Origin of the sequence: Paenarthrobacter sp. AMU7, from assembly GCF_041200195.1 — a bacterium.
GTDB lineage: Bacteria > Actinomycetota > Actinomycetes > Actinomycetales > Micrococcaceae > Arthrobacter.
The window spans coordinates 2,730,410-2,744,499 of record NZ_CP165735.1; the positions used below are offsets into that span (position 1 = coordinate 2,730,410).

At 62.1% G+C, this 14,090-nt stretch carries 15 protein-coding genes; 6 read left to right on the plus strand and 9 right to left on the minus strand.

The window, feature by feature from the left end; translation table 11 throughout:
• Window positions 1-85 precede the first annotated feature (85 nt).
• Window positions 86-1,015: a Nif3-like dinuclear metal center hexameric protein gene (locus tag ABQM86_RS12560; protein WP_207593768.1), complete on the minus strand. Its 930-nt coding sequence runs from the start codon at window positions 1,013-1,015 to the stop codon at window positions 86-88.
• A 134-nt stretch (window positions 1,016-1,149) separates the two neighbouring features.
• Here ABQM86_RS12560 and msrA point away from each other — a divergent pair, with 134 nt between their 5' ends.
• From msrA to epsC, 3 genes are all read left to right on the plus strand, one after another.
• Complete coding sequence (msrA, locus tag ABQM86_RS12565; RefSeq protein WP_089595334.1) at window positions 1,150-1,674, plus strand: peptide-methionine (S)-S-oxide reductase MsrA; 525 nt, start codon at window positions 1,150-1,152, stop codon at window positions 1,672-1,674.
• 66 nt (window positions 1,675-1,740) lie between these two features.
• Window positions 1,741-2,676 carry a cysteine synthase A gene (gene cysK, locus ABQM86_RS12570; protein WP_369744567.1) on the plus strand — a complete coding sequence of 312 codons (936 nt, stop codon included), beginning with the start codon at window positions 1,741-1,743 and terminating at the stop codon, window positions 2,674-2,676.
• Window positions 2,677-2,717: 41 nt separating this feature from the next.
• Window positions 2,718-3,302: a serine O-acetyltransferase EpsC gene (epsC, locus tag ABQM86_RS12575; RefSeq protein WP_011775089.1), complete on the plus strand. Its 585-nt coding sequence runs from the start codon at window positions 2,718-2,720 to the stop codon at window positions 3,300-3,302.
• Here epsC and ABQM86_RS12580 read toward each other — a convergent pair.
• Window positions 3,299-4,138: an oxidoreductase gene (locus tag ABQM86_RS12580; RefSeq protein ID WP_369744568.1), complete on the minus strand. Its 840-nt coding sequence runs from the start codon at window positions 4,136-4,138 to the stop codon at window positions 3,299-3,301. The genes epsC and ABQM86_RS12580 overlap by 4 nt on opposite strands.
• A gap of 85 nt (window positions 4,139-4,223) precedes the next feature.
• Complete coding sequence (gene gndA, locus ABQM86_RS12585; protein ID WP_014922062.1) at window positions 4,224-5,660, minus strand: NADP-dependent phosphogluconate dehydrogenase; 1,437 nt, start codon at window positions 5,658-5,660, stop codon at window positions 4,224-4,226.
• Between the two features lie 244 nt (window positions 5,661-5,904).
• Between gndA and ABQM86_RS12590 the strand changes: the two genes are divergently transcribed.
• Entirely contained in the window at window positions 5,905-6,633 is a 729-nt protein-coding gene (locus ABQM86_RS12590; protein WP_369744570.1) for a FadR/GntR family transcriptional regulator, read from the plus strand.
• A gap of 7 nt (window positions 6,634-6,640) precedes the next feature.
• On the opposite strand, the gene ABQM86_RS12595 is transcribed toward ABQM86_RS12590, so the two are convergent.
• From ABQM86_RS12595 to ABQM86_RS12605, 3 genes are read right to left on the minus strand one after another with little or no spacing between them, the layout of a single operon-like run.
• On the minus strand, window positions 6,641-7,687 hold the full coding sequence (locus ABQM86_RS12595; protein WP_280623000.1) for an L-idonate 5-dehydrogenase: 1,047 nt from the start codon (window positions 7,685-7,687) through the stop codon (window positions 6,641-6,643).
• Window positions 7,687-8,457 (minus strand): SDR family oxidoreductase, encoded by a 771-nt coding sequence (locus ABQM86_RS12600; RefSeq protein ID WP_207593771.1) that lies wholly within the window; start codon window positions 8,455-8,457, stop codon window positions 7,687-7,689. The genes ABQM86_RS12595 and ABQM86_RS12600 overlap by 1 nt, the downstream gene beginning before the upstream one ends.
• A gap of 35 nt (window positions 8,458-8,492) precedes the next feature.
• The gene (locus ABQM86_RS12605) at window positions 8,493-9,404 is read right to left on the minus strand and encodes an NAD(P)-dependent oxidoreductase (protein ID WP_369744572.1); all 912 of its coding nucleotides are present in this window, start codon (window positions 9,402-9,404) and stop codon (window positions 8,493-8,495) included.
• 70 nt (window positions 9,405-9,474) lie between these two features.
• Here ABQM86_RS12605 and ABQM86_RS12610 point away from each other — a divergent pair, with 70 nt between their 5' ends.
• Together ABQM86_RS12610 and ABQM86_RS12615 are read left to right on the plus strand one after the other, a co-directional pair.
• On the plus strand, window positions 9,475-10,542 hold the full coding sequence (locus ABQM86_RS12610; RefSeq protein ID WP_369744573.1) for a D-2-hydroxyacid dehydrogenase: 1,068 nt from the start codon (window positions 9,475-9,477) through the stop codon (window positions 10,540-10,542).
• Window positions 10,543-10,657: 115 nt separating this feature from the next.
• Complete coding sequence (locus tag ABQM86_RS12615; RefSeq protein WP_369744575.1) at window positions 10,658-11,161, plus strand: hypothetical protein; 504 nt, start codon at window positions 10,658-10,660, stop codon at window positions 11,159-11,161.
• Window positions 11,162-11,243: 82 nt separating this feature from the next.
• On the opposite strand, the gene ABQM86_RS12620 is transcribed toward ABQM86_RS12615, so the two are convergent.
• From ABQM86_RS12620 to ABQM86_RS12630, 3 genes are all read right to left on the minus strand, one after another.
• Entirely contained in the window at window positions 11,244-12,602 is a 1,359-nt protein-coding gene (locus tag ABQM86_RS12620; RefSeq protein ID WP_207593775.1) for an MFS transporter, read from the minus strand.
• Window positions 12,603-12,752: 150 nt separating this feature from the next.
• A complete protein-coding gene (locus tag ABQM86_RS12625) occupies window positions 12,753-13,547 on the minus strand; it encodes an IclR family transcriptional regulator (RefSeq protein ID WP_089595344.1) in 795 nt (264 codons plus the stop codon).
• 235 nt (window positions 13,548-13,782) lie between these two features.
• Window positions 13,783-14,073, minus strand: a complete 291-nt coding sequence (locus ABQM86_RS12630) for a hypothetical protein (protein ID WP_280623004.1) — start codon at window positions 14,071-14,073, stop codon at window positions 13,783-13,785.
• Window positions 14,074-14,090: the final 17 nt, after the last annotated feature.

Sequence of the window (14,090 nt, forward strand, 5' to 3'; positions counted from 1 at the left end):
CCTCCGCTTATCGATGCCGGGCCTGGAGATCAGTTCCGGCCGGACCGGCCCCATCCTGTTGAGACCGTCCGTATCCTTCTAGACTCTAGTCCCCGCCGGGAGTGAGTATGAAGTCCCAGGGATCGCTGTTGGTGCTGCTGACACGGATCTCGACGTCGTAGCCTTGGTCTGCGAGCACGTTGCCCAGCGCTTCTGCGGCGGCAGGGAGCCACAGCCACTCGCTGGCAAAGTGTGAAACGTCGATCAAATATGGCCGGCCATTGCTTGCACCCTCACGGGCTTCGGAGGCCGGGTGGTGGCGCATGTCAGCGGTCACGTATACGTCGGCATGGCTGGCACGAACGGCGTCGAACAAGCTGTCGCCGGCGCCCCCGCAGACGGCAACCCGCCGCACCAGCCCGTCCTTGTCACCGGCCACGCGGACGCCGCCGGCCACTGCAGGCAGCATTTCAAAGACCCTCGCCGCGAAATCACCGAGCGTGATGAGTTCCGGAAGGTCACCCACGCGGCCGATGCCCTCTTCAGGCAAGCCGTTGGCAGCCGGAGTCAGCGGCTCCACGTTTTCCAGTCCAAAGGCGTCAGCCAGGACGTCCGAGACTCCCCCGACTGCGGAGTCGCCGTTGGTGTGGACGGTCAGAAGGCCCGTTCCGGCCTCGATCAACCGGTGGACCGCCAAGCCCTTGGCAGAGGTGGCGGCCACGGAGTTCACCCCTTTAAGGAGCAGAGGGTGGTGGGTGATCAGCAGTCCGGCGCCCCACTCAATGGCTTCGTCGATGACAGCCAACGTGGGGTCTACTGCGAAGAGGACCTTGGTCACGGGGACGTTGGGGCGTCCCACCACCAAGCCAACTTCGTCCCAGTCCTCGGCCAGTGACTCGGGCCAGAGTTCTTCAACAGCAAGCAACACCTGGCCAAGCGTGGGGTCTCCGCCGGCGTCAACTGTTTCGTCCTCTTCAACTGCTTGGTCATCATCGACCGAATCCGCATCAGAAATACCGGTGTTTACTGCTTCCATGCTCCTATTCTTCCCTACTTCTTCCCTTCCACGGCGGATGAGGCAGTTCCGCCACCCGCAGGCCTGCCGGGTGCCGTAATTCTCCCGTAAGGTGAAGCGGGAATCATCAAGCCCTCCGATCCATTGAAGAGAACATGAAAACTTTCGTACTTGGCGGTGGCTGCTTTTGGTGCCTGGACGCCGTTTACCAGAAAACCCGCGGTGTCAGCTCAGTTGTTTCGGGCTACACGGGCGGCCACGTCCGCAATCCCGACTACTACCAGGTCTGCTCAGGAACCACGGGCCATGCCGAAGTGGTGGCCGTAACCTTCGATGAAACCGTGGTCCCCGAAGAGGTCATTCTGGACATGTTCTTTGCCCTGCATGACCCCACCACGCTGAACCGGCAAGGCTATGACGTCGGTACCCAGTACAGGTCTTCGATGTTCTACACCACCACGGAAGAAAAAGTGCTGTTCGAGGAAGCCATCGAGCGTGCCCAGGCGCTCTGGTCGGATCCGATTGTGACGGAAGTCAGCCGCCTGCCTGAGTTCCACGAGGCCGAGGAAGTCCACCAGAATTACTACGCCAAATTCCCCTATCAGGGTTACTGCCAGGTGATTATTAACCCGAAGCTGGCCAAGGCCCGGAAATATTACTCTGCATGGCTTACTGCTTAGCGGTGTTTCGATCCGGCTGGTTAGGCTGACCTCAGCATTCCCTCTTCAGAGATAGGCGAAATTTTCATGGCTAGGATCTACGACGACGTCACGCAGCTGGTCGGCCGCACACCGCTGGTCCGCTTGAACCGGCTTACCGAAGGCCTTGACGCCACGGTTGCCGTCAAGCTTGAGTTCTACAACCCGGCCAACAGCGTCAAGGACCGCATCGGTGTGGCCATCATTGACGCTGCCGAGAAGTCCGGCGCTTTGAAGCCCGGCGGAACCATCGTCGAAGGCACCTCCGGCAACACCGGCATCGCACTGGCCCTGGTGGGCGCAGCCCGCGGCTACAAGGTCATCCTGACCATGCCGGAGACCATGTCCACCGAGCGCCGCGTCATGCTGCGCGCCTACGGTGCCGAAATCGTTCTCACGCCCGGATCCGAAGGCATGCGCGGCGCGGTGGAGAAGGCCCAGGAAATCGTCGCCAACACCGAGAACTCCATTTGGGCGCAGCAGTTCGCCAATGAGGCCAACCCGGCAATCCACCGCACCACCACTGCCGAGGAAGTCTGGGAAGACACCGACGGTGAAGTGGACATCTTTGTTGCAGGCGTGGGCACCGGCGGCACCATCACCGGCGTCGGGCAGGTCCTCAAGGAACGCAAGCCGGGCGTACAGATCGTGGCTATCGAACCCAAGGACTCCGCGATCCTGAACGGTGGCGCTCCGGGTCCCCACAAGATCCAGGGAATCGGCGCCAACTTTGTTCCCGAAATCCTGGACACCAACATCTACGACGAAGTCCTGGACGCCACGCTGGAAGATTCCGTCCGTGTTGCCCGTGAACTCGGCGCCCGTGAAGGCATCCTCGGTGGCATCTCCTCCGGTGCCATCGTGTGGGGTGCCCTCGAACTGGCCAAGCGCCCCGAGAACGCCGGCAAGTTGATTGTCGCTGTTGTCTGCGACTTTGGAGAGCGTTACATCTCCACTGTGCTGTTCGACGACATCCGCGGCTGAGACAACGCCTGCAAACCTTCACTTCCTGTAGAAAGGTCTTTGTGAGCTTCTTCGCAAGGCTTAAGGAAGACCTCGACGCCGCCCGGTCACACGACCCGGCGGCTCGAGGCTCTTTCGAGAACTTTTTCGCATATTCCGGCCTGCACGCCATCTGGGCCCACCGAGTGACGCACCGGCTGTGGCAGAATCCGGCGCTCCGTTTTCCGGCGCGCCTGATCTCCCAACTGGCAAGGTTCCTGACGGGCATCGAGATCCATCCTGGTGCCACCATTGGCCGCCGGTTCTTCATCGACCACGGGATGGGTGTGGTGATCGGAGAAACCGCCGAAATCGGCGAGGACGTGATGATCTATCACGGCGTAACACTTGGCGGCCGTTCGCTGGCCAAAGTCAAGCGGCACCCCACCATCGGCGACCGCGTCACCATCGGCGCAGGCGCAAAAGTCCTGGGTCCCATCACTATCGGTGCCGGCAGCGCAATCGGTGCCAACGCCGTGGTGGTCAAGGACGCGCCACCGGAGTCCATCATCACGGGCATACCTGCCACCTGGCGGCACCGTGACGCGAGGTCCGAAACCAAGCCCGCCGTGGATCCCGCGGAGTACTACATCGAATACCGGATCTAGCCCGCCAGCCTTCTGTAGAAATTCCAGAAGACAGCATCGAACGCACGGTCCGGAAGAATCCTTCGCATCGCCAGGACGCTCCAGGCTCCCCTGCCCACCGGGTAGCGGGTCCTGGGGCGTTTTGCCGTTGCGGCCCGAACGATGGCGTTGGCAACAACCCGTGCCGGAGTCGACAACACGTGGCCCTCTCCCGATGTAGACGCCAAAGCAGCAGCCACAACATGAGCCTGCTGCTGATAAGGCCCGTCGCCGGACGTAGCCAGCAGGCTCTCCCCGGCAATGGTGCCCCATTCACTGTTGGTCCCTGACGGTTCGATGATTACGACGTCGATGCCGTGCGGCTTCAGTTCCAGGCGCAGGGCGTCGCTCATGCCTTCGACGGCGAATTTGGTTCCGTGGTACCAGGCGCCCAATGGCTCGTAGATTTTTCCGCCTATGGACGTGACATTGATGATCCTGCCGGAGCCGGCGGCACGCATCCCTGGGATCACCAGCTGGGTCATCCTGGCCAGGCCCATGACGTTGACCTCGAATTGGCGCCTGCCCTCGGCCAACGGCACTTCCTCGAGGGATCCGTAGGAGCCATAGCCAGCATTGTTCACCAGCACATCGATGTGTCCGTGGGCCGCTTCCACCAGCGCCACCGCCGATGCCATGGATTCCTCCGAGGTGACATCCAAGGACATGACTGTAATGCCGTGGGGTTTCAGTGGCTCCATCTTCTCCACGCGGCGCGCGCCGGCGTAGACCGTGAATCCGGCCGCACTCAGGGCGATGGCTGTGTCAAAGCCAATTCCTGTGGAGGCCCCGGTGACCACCGCAATACGGGATGCCATGGCGGTTCTCCTTCTTTCGCGTACGGCAAAGGCCGGCCCTCCCCAGCTTAACGGGGATGGACCGGCCTTTGACGGGACGGTGATGCTAGTGGGTGTCGACCGCCGAGATCTCGGACTTGTCTTCGCCCCACAGTGTGTGGAACGTACCCTCGGTGTCCACACGGCCGTAGGTGTGTGCTCCGAAGAGGTCGCGCTGGCCCTGGATCAGGGCAGCGGCAACGCGCTTGCGGCGCAGGCCGTCGTAGTAGGCCAGCGAGGAGGAGAACACCGGTACCGGGATGCCCAACTGGACTGCGGTGGCCACGACGCGGCGCCACGCCGGGAGTGCCTCGGCGATGGCCTTGGTGAACGCCGGCGCGAACAGCAGGTTGGCGGGCTTCTCTTCCGCGGCATATGCCTTGGTGATGTCCTTGAGCAGTTCTGCACGGATGATGCAGCCTGCACGCCAGAGCGAAGCGATCTCATCCAGCTTGAGGTCCCAGCCGTACTCCTTGGCTGCTGAGGTCAGCATGTCCAGGCCCTGGGCATAGGAGACCAGCTTGGAGGCGTACAGTGCCTGGCGGACGTCCTCGACGAAGGTCTCGGGGATTTCCACGGAGGCTTCTTCGCCGGCGAGCAGTTCCTGGCCAAGCTTGCGCTGCTCGGTCTGGGAGGACAGTGCGCGGGCGAAAACGGACTCGGCGATGCCGGAGACCGGGGAGCCGAGTTCCAGGGCGGAGATGACCGTCCAGCGGCCCGTGCCCTTCTGGCCTGCGGCATCGACGACGACGTCCACGAACGGCTTGCCCGTCTTGGCGTCAACGTGCCCCAGGACTTCAGCGGAAATTTCGATCAGGAAGGAGGACAGATCGCCCTTGTTCCATTCTGCGAAGATCTTGGACTGCTCGGCGGGCTCGATGCCTGCACCGGAACGGAGGAGGTCGAATGCTTCACCGATGACCTGCATGTCGGCGTATTCAATGCCGTTGTGGACCATCTTGACGAAGTGGCCGGCACCGTCGGTGCCGATCCAGGCGCAGCAGGGTTCGCCGTCGACCTTGGCGGAAATCTTCTCCAGCAGCGGGCCGAGGGCGTCGTAGGACTCGCGGGAGCCGCCGGGCATGATGGATGGGCCGTTAAGGGCGCCTTCTTCGCCACCGGATACACCGACGCCGACAAAGTGGAGATCCTTCTTTGCCAGCGCGGCCTCGCGGCGGCGGGTGTCCTCGTAGTGCGAGTTGCCGGCGTCGATGATGATGTCACCGGCTTCAAGCAGCGGTTCGAGCTGTTCGATCACGTTGTCAACAGGAGCACCTGCCTTGACCATAATGAGGACGCGACGGGGCTTTTCGAGGGAATCGACGAGTTCCTGCAGCGTTTCCGTGCGGATGAAGTCGCCATCCGTGCCGTGCTTTTCGAGCAGGGCGTCAGTCTTTTCCACGGAGCGGTTGTGGAGAGCCACGGTGAAGCCGTTGCGGGCGAGGTTGCGGGCCAGGTTGGCGCCCATCACCGCAAGGCCGGTGACACCGATGTGTGCTGACATCAAAACTCCAATTCGTTCGTGTACAAACAGTCCTGCCGTGCCCCCCTGGGGGCACACAGGAAGCGATTTCAAAACCAGGGGCTGTAATAAACCATACGTATTAAAACCTAGGGCGGGAAAGCGGTGCCCACGTTATGGAAGCTCCCCGCGTCATAAACAGTCTATGATGAGCGCCCGGATCCACCCGTGCATGCGACGCCGGGTCCTGCACGCAGGCGACCCGTGCGCCACTATGCTTACCTCTATGTCGACCAGCCTCCACCACCGCGCCGTTGAGCATTTGGGAACCCGGATTGTGGGTGGCGCCCTGCCAACCGGACATGTGATGTTGGCGGAGCACTTGGAAGACGAACTCAAAGTGTCCCGCTCGGTAGTACGGGAAGCTGTGCGCGTCCTGCAGTCGCTGGGCCTCGTGGAGACCATCAAGCGGGTGGGCATTCGGGTCCTTCCTGCGCACCGGTGGAATCCTTTCGATCCCTTGGTGATTCGTTGGCGGCTGGCAGGCGAAGGGCGTGGCGCCCAGTTGCGGTCTCTCGCAGAGCTGCGTTCCGCCGTCGAGCCCGTTGCTGCAGAACTTGCCGCAGTCAATGCACCGGAAAGCCTCCGCCAAGAGCTGGTGGGTATTTCTTTGGCCATGAAGGAAGCCGGCGACGCCGGCGACATGGCCAGGTTCCTGGACCTTGACATCCGTTTCCACGCCCTGGTGCTGTCCGGCTCGGGCAACGAAATGTTCGCCAACCTCATTGGCCAGGTCACCGAGACACTCACCGGACGTACGGTGCACGGACTTATGCCTGAACACCCCCAGAAGCAGGCATTGCAGTGGCACATGGACGTCGCCCACGCGATCGACGCCGGAGACGGTTCCCTGGCGCGGGACGCGGCGGCAAAGATCATGCGGCAGACCATAGCGGAGCTGGCACCCAGCTGGGATGACCAGCCCCGCGTCTTCGTGCCTGTGTCCAAAAACTAGCCGGCAGTTATCCGAAGTTCAGCAGGACCTTGCCGGATTCGGCGGAGTTCCTGGCTACCTCAAAGGCTTCCAGTCCGTGGGCGAGGTCGAATTCGTGCGTCACCACGGGGTCCACGAACAGCGACCCATCGGCTAAAGCAGTAATTACGTCGTCTATTTCGTCATTGAAGCGGAACGAGCCGAGCAGTTCCAACTCGCGGGTGATGGCCAGAGAGATGAACACCGGTTGCGGTCCTGACGGCAGCAGGCCAACCATCACTACCTTGCCGCCGCGCGTGGCTCCCTTGATGGCCGAGGCCAGTCCGTAGTGGCTTCCCGAGGACTCAATAACGACGTCGGCATCCACTGCCGCTATGGCCTCCGCTTCATCGCCCTTGAGGACTTCATCCGCGCCAACAGCGCCGGCGATTTCCAGCGGCTTGTCATGCATGTCGACAGCGACGATCCTGGCCGCGCCGGCACGCTTGAGGACTGCGACGGCAAGGGCGCCGATCGGGCCACTGCCGATCACCAGGGCCGTCTTCCCCTTGACGTCGCCCGCGCGGGCCACTGCGTGCCATGCAACACTGGCCGGTTCGACGAGCGCAGCGGTGCGAAGGTCCAGGTTTTCCGGCAGCGGGCGGAGCATCCTGGAGGGCAGGTTGGCGTAGCGGCTGAACGCGCCGTCCGTATGCGGATGCCGGGCAGCACTGCCCAAGTACGTGCAGCCAGGGGAGAGGTTCGGCCGGTCTTCCGGATACCTGGCGTCCCCAGGGGCCGGGGTCGCTGGATGGACGGCCACCGGCGTTCCCACGCCAGGGCCGGAACCATCGGCGGCCTGCTGGACCACCACTCCCACAATCTCGTGCCCGAGGACCATGGGTTCTTTGAGGATCGACTCCCCTGCCGCACCATGCAACCAGTAATGAAGGTCTGAACCGCAGATCCCGCCGTAGGCAATCTCCACGATCGCTTCCCCGGTAGCCGGTGCGGTCAACGGGATGTCTTCGATCCGGAGATCGCCCTTTCCATGGGCAACCACAGCGGGCCCGAAAGCCGGAAGAGTGATGTTCATCAGACCACCACCGTCATTCCGCCGTCGACGAAGATCGTCTGGCCGTTGACGAAGTTGGACGCTTGGGAGGCAAGCCACACCACGGGTCCGGCAAGATCGGCCACCGTCCCCCACCGGTTGGCCGGTGTGCGGCCCAGTATCCAGGAGTTGAAGTCGGAATCATCCACCAGGTTCTGCGTCATTTCCGTGTGGATGTACCCCGGCGCGATGCCGTTGATCTGCAAACCTGACGCGGCCCACTCAGCAGTCATGGCGCGGGTCAGGTTCCGGAGGCCGCCCTTGGCAGCCACATACGGTGCGATGGTTGGCCGGGCAAGGTCCGTCTGGACCGAACAGATATTGATGATCTTCCCTTGTCCCCGGGGGATCATGTGCCGTGCAGCTTCCCTGCCTACCAGGAATGCACTGGTCAGGTCCGTGGTGATCACCCGGTCCCAGTCCTTGACGTCCAAATCCAGCATGGGAACGCGGTGCTGTATCCCGGCGTTGTTCACCAGGATCTCCAGTGGGCCAACGTTCTCCTCCACCCAGGCAACTCCCGCAGCAGCGGACGCAGCGTCCGTAACGTCGAAGGCGCGGCTGTGCACCCGGGCCGCCGGATAATCCACCGCCATGGCTTGATGGGCCGCTTCAAGCCGCTCCGGATTGATGCCATTGAGCACAACCGTAGCGCCGGCATCGGCCAGGCCCCTGGCCAACGCGTTACCAATCCCCCTGCTCGAACCAGTGACCAAGGCAACCCGCCCTGTCAGATCAAAAAGTCCACTCATCTTTTGTTCTTCATTCCTTCTGTGGTTGCGCCGGTTCAGTTGGTGTTCGCCGACGCTGCGTGCGCCCGGCTCAGGTTTGCGATGGTTTGGCGGACCACGGCGAGGTCCTGGTCGCCGAGGCCCTGGCGTTTGAGTTCTGCGTAGAGTTCAATCGCGGCTGCAGCCATGGGAACGGCGGAACCAACGGCTTCCGCGCTGGACACCACGAAGCCAAGGTCCTTGTGCATGAACTTGGCCGGACCGGTAGGTGCGTAGTCCTTGGCGGCCAGTCGTGGACCAACGATGTCCAGAACCCGGCTTCCCGCCAGCCCGCCGGACAGGACGTCAAAGAGGGCTCCCACTTCCATACCGGACCGTTCGGCGAGTTCGGCGGCTTCGGCGAGCGCCGCCGTCGTGGTTCCGACAATCAGTTGGTTGCACGCCTTGGCGAGGGACCCTGCTCCCAGTGGTCCCATCCGACGAACGGTGGTCCCCATGGCGCCCAGCAGTGGTTGCAGCGTTTGGAAACCGGATTCGGTGGCTCCAACCATGATGGCCAGTGTCCCGTTTTGCGCACCGGCTGTGCCTCCACTGACCGGCGCGTCCATCACCACGGCGTTGCCACTGCTTGCCTCATGGACTGTCGTACCGAACTGCTGTACCGCTGTTGGCGAGACACTGCTCATAATCACGACGGCGGTGCCGGGCTTTGGCGGTTGGTTCCGCCATGAGCCAAGCAGGTCCTCGGCGGCTCCTTCAATGAACGGCAGGTCAGGGAGCATGAAGATGATGGCGTCCTCGTCACGGAGTTCCGCGACGCTTGCTGCGCGACGAACGCCGGTCAGCCTTTCGAAGGCTGCATCGGATCGGTTCCAGCCCGTGACGGACCAGCCGGCTTTGGCGATGTTGGCGGCCATGGGTGCGCCCATGAGTCCCAGGCCCACGAAGCCCACTCGTTGACTGATCATGGAAGGTAACACCTCACTTCTTTGTGGTCATCTTCAGAAATTCTGTTCAATATCCTAGCCGCCATTCAGTATGATGAACACCATGACGACTGATGAACTTACCATCGCCATCGCTGTGCCGCTCGAAGCAGAGCACGTAGAGCTGATCCGCGCTGTAGATCCTTCCGTAACAGTTCTCTACGAACCCGATCTGCTGCCCCCCGAGCGGTTTCCTGCCGATCACGCAGGCGATCCCGACTTCAAGCGCACGCCCGAGCAGGAGGAGCGCTATTGGTCCCTGCTGAACCGGGCGCAGGTTCTCTACGGCTTCCCCAATGAAAGCCCCGCCGGGCTGGCACGCGTTGCTGCCAGCAACCCCCACCTGCAGTGGATCCACGCCATGGCCGCCGGCGCAGGCGGAGCAGTTAAAGCCTCAGGCCTGGACACCGAGACCCTGCAGAAGTTCCGCGTCACCACATCCGCAGGCGTCCACGCGCTACCGCTGGCAGAGTTCTGCGCGTTCGGCATCCTCAACGGATTCAAGCGCAGCGCAGAGATGGCACAAGACCAAGCCACCAAGTTCTGGCCCGGGCTCCGCACCCCCACCAAATTGGCCAACGGCTCCAAGGTGGTCATTGCCGGGCTCGGTGAGATCGGCACGGAGACGGCACGCATCGCACGCGCCCTGGGCATGAAGGTCAGCGGAACCAAGCGCAATGTCGAAGCCATCGATGGGATTGATGAGGTCACCGGCAACGACGGACTCCCCGGACTGCTGGCAGGCGCCGACGCAGTGGTCAACACCCTCCCCGGCACTCCTTACACGGAGAAGCTGTTCAACAGGGACATTTTCGCTGCCATGAAACCCGGCACAGTCTTCGTCAATGTGGGCCGCGGAACAGTGGTGGACGAGGACGCATTGCTCGAAGCACTCGACAACGGTCAGGTCTCCTACGCTTGCCTTGATGTCTTCGCCGTGGAGCCGCTCCCCCAGGACAGCCCCCTGTGGAGCCATCCCCGGGTACTGGTGTCTCCGCACACCTCCGCCCTGAGCTCTGCGGAGAACCGCCTCATCGCCGAACGGTTCTGCAGCAACCTCCGCACGTTCCTGGCCGGCGGGGAACTGCCCCACCTGGTGGATCCCGTCCACTTCTACTAGGCCCCACAGCCACCCGCGGCGGCTGTGGGCTTCAGACATACATTCCTGCAATGGGCACGGCCAAGGGCAACCATGGCCGTGCCTATTGTCGTACCGGCTGAGGTAGCATCGCCCCATGGCAGCCTCGGAGAGTCTTCAACGCTTCACCGTGCGCCTGTTTCCGGACTACGGGGACACGGCGCTCTGGCTTGACGGTCCCATCGACTACTCCCTCACGAGGCTGCCTGGAGGCCTGGTGCATGAGCTCCGGGACTGGGAACAGTTCTACTACGAGTCTCTGACACGCGATTTCACCTGGAAGTCAGCGGAGACTGCTGCCAGATACTCCGCTGAAGGTCATCGCCTGGCCCAGCGAGTGGCGGACGAACTCGGCGACGGTTATGAAGTTGAGTTCTGGCCCTCTGAAGAAAATGCCCGGCCGCACCGGTTTTGCGGCACCAGAGCCCCCAACCCGCAGGTAGTTGCTGCCTTCGATGCCCTTGCAGCTGCGGCACACGCAGAAAAGGAGAGAATCGCACGTTCTTTGGCCTACGCCCCACCCGGAACAGGCACCGGATGGTTCGCAACCTCTCCCCTGTCAGGCAGCGTTTTCAGGCCGATGCAGGCAGAACAGGAATAGTTCGGCAAGCGCCAGTTCCCTACAAAACAGCGTGGCACCCTCCGTGTGGAGGGTGCCACGCTGTGTTTGTGGTGCCGGGACGCTACTTGGCGTCTTCGGTGCTGACGAGATCGCGGCCCGCCGTCTCCGGAGTGAAGAAGGTGGTGACGAAGGAGATCAGCGCCAGGACCAGGGAGTAGATGGCCAGCACCCACCACGAGTGGTTGGTGGCCGCCAGCATGAGCGCACCCAGCAGGGGTGCGAGTCCGCCGGCCAGGACGGCTGAGATTTCCCGGCTCATGGCCACACCGGTAAAGCGGTACTGGGAGCCGAACAGCTCCGGCAGCAGCGGGCACTGGGGGCCCAGCATCGACTGGACGCCGATGGCGATGCCCACGGACATGACAACCCACACCAGAGTGACGTTGCCCAGGGTGACCAGGTAGAAGGCAGGAACCGCAATGATGGCTTGGAACAGGGCCCCGTAGCGGTACACCGGAACGCGGCCGAACCTATCGGACAGCGCGCCGAACGTCACCACCAGGACCGCAGCGAACCCAGCGGCGATCAGCAAGCCCACCGGACCGATCGAGTTGTTTCCGGCAAAGACGCCTGCCGGCATGCTCATGAACGACACCAGCAGGGCCGAGTAGATCGATGAATTGCCGTTTTCGCCCATACGGAGCCCGATGCCCAGGAGCACATTCTTCTTGGAGTGCTTCCACAGCGCACTGATGGGGTTCTTGACCACATTCTTGTGCTTCTCCAACTCCTGGAAGGCAGGCGTTTCCTTGAGCTTGAGGCGAATGAAGATGGCCACCGCGATCAGGATGAAGCTGGCCAGGAAGGGCACCCGCCACAGCCAGCCCTGCAGGACGGCCTTGTCAGCCATGGCAATCAAAGCAAAGGTTCCCGCGCCGAGGAGGGTACCCAGTTGGATGCCCACGAAAGGCAATGATGCGAAGAAACCACGACGACGGCGCGGAGCTACTTCGGAAATCAACGTAGTGGCGCCGGCCTGTTCTGCGCCTGCGCCAAGGCCCTGGATGATCCGCAAGGTCACCAGCAGGACAGCCCCGAGCATTCCGGCCTGCTCGAAGGTCGGAAGCAACCCAATAGCGAAGCTTGCCGTACCCATCAAGGCAATGGTTAGGATCAAGACCATCTTGCGGCCAAACCTGTCGCCGATGTAGCCAAAGATCAACCCGCCGAAGGGCCGCGCCGCGAATCCAACGCCATAGGTGGCGAAGGAGGCGATCAGAGCACCCTCCGGGCCCAGGGGGGAAAAGAACAATGGGCCAAAGATCAGCGCGGAAGCCAATCCGTAAATGTAGAAATCGTAGTACTCCAAGGCTGAGCCTACGGAGCTGGCCAAGGTAGCCCTGCGCAGCTGTTCCGGCTCAACAACAGCATCGTCAGCATCAGCTGCGAGCCGTTCATTAGTACGAGTTATCACAAGCACTCCCTCAAAATCACCCCAGGCCCCCGTTGGCCCGGCGAGATAGTGATGGCATCACCGCCAAGATCACTATGATGAACAGCGTACAGCTTGTTGAACTCGCTGCCAAGGTTGTAATCAGATTTATTTATTGCGTCCCAGGGAGATAAGGGATTAGCCCATCGGGTTACCCAGTGATCGCGCCAACTCCTTGAGTTCCTTGACCATCAAGGCGCCCTGCTCCTCGGAGTAGGTGGCCTTCAGCGCAGTCACCGAAAGTCCCAAACTGGGACCGTGGGCTCCATGCGTAGGGACGGGCACAGCGAGGCAGACCACACCCACCGTCGACTCCTCATCTTCGAAAGCGAACCCCTGCTTCCGGATGGCAGCTATTTGGGACTTGAGTTCCTCTGCGGTGCGAAGTGAGTTGGCAGTCATGACCGGCAGTTCCATGCCGTCAGGGAACATCGATTCAATGTCGTGATCATGCAGTTGCGCCAGCAGGGCTTTGCCAACGCTGCAAAGGGAGACGGGCATCTTGTCGCCAATATTGGAGGTCAGCCTCACCGCAGGATGCCCCTCATAGCGGGCCAGGTAGATGACGTGGTCGCCGTCGAGCATGGCGATGCGCACCGTCTCACCCGAAAGGGTAGGCGCCTGCTCGCAGTATTTGTAGAACTCCTGGACCTCGTCGAGCCGGCTCAGGTAGGCGGCGCCCAGCTCCACCAGTTTCCGCCCCAAGGCAAAGTCCGCGCCCTGCCTGGTAATGAGGCGGGCTTCCTCAAGCGCCAGCAAGAGATTGGACGTGGACGATTTGGGGATGCCAAGTTCGCGGGAAAGATCACTCAGCGTCAGCCGACCCGACGGAGATCCTGCAAGCGCCTCAAGAACCGCTGCTGCGCGGGTCACGGCAGGGGCAGGCGACGAAGCACCCAGCCCCTCGGAACGGGTGGTGCGGGAATCGGCCATGATTCTCCTTCGTCAGAACTCTCTCATCGCGTTCATTCAGCTGAACACTTCCCATCATAGTGTGTCGCCCTGCTGCCACCATGAGGCAAGACCCAACCGGTTCTTGGACACGTTCCTGCCGTTTGGCATGCTCAGCTTTCCAAACCGAAAAGTTCTCTGTATATTCATTTTCGAGCTCTCCACCGCGGCATCCCCCAATAGTCGCGGTGGAGAGCTCATCCATTTCCCGGGAAACCTAGGCCGCGGCCACTTCTTCGCCCCTGAGGCACCAACCTCCTCCGGCACCGTCCCGCATCAGCTCCCACGTAGCAATGCCGGACCGGAGATTGCTTCCCAAGCGAACCTGAACCTGCCAGATCTCCACATCAACGCGGCCTTGCCCCCTCGGCATTCGCCGTGACTGCTCCCACCATGGGACGCGCTCAAACCAACGCACAGGCTCGACCACGATCCGCCATTCCCGATTGCCCCTCACCACCACCGCGGGCGTGCCCTGCGTGCTGCTGCGGATGTATACGTGCTCCATGGAGAAAATCCTAGAAG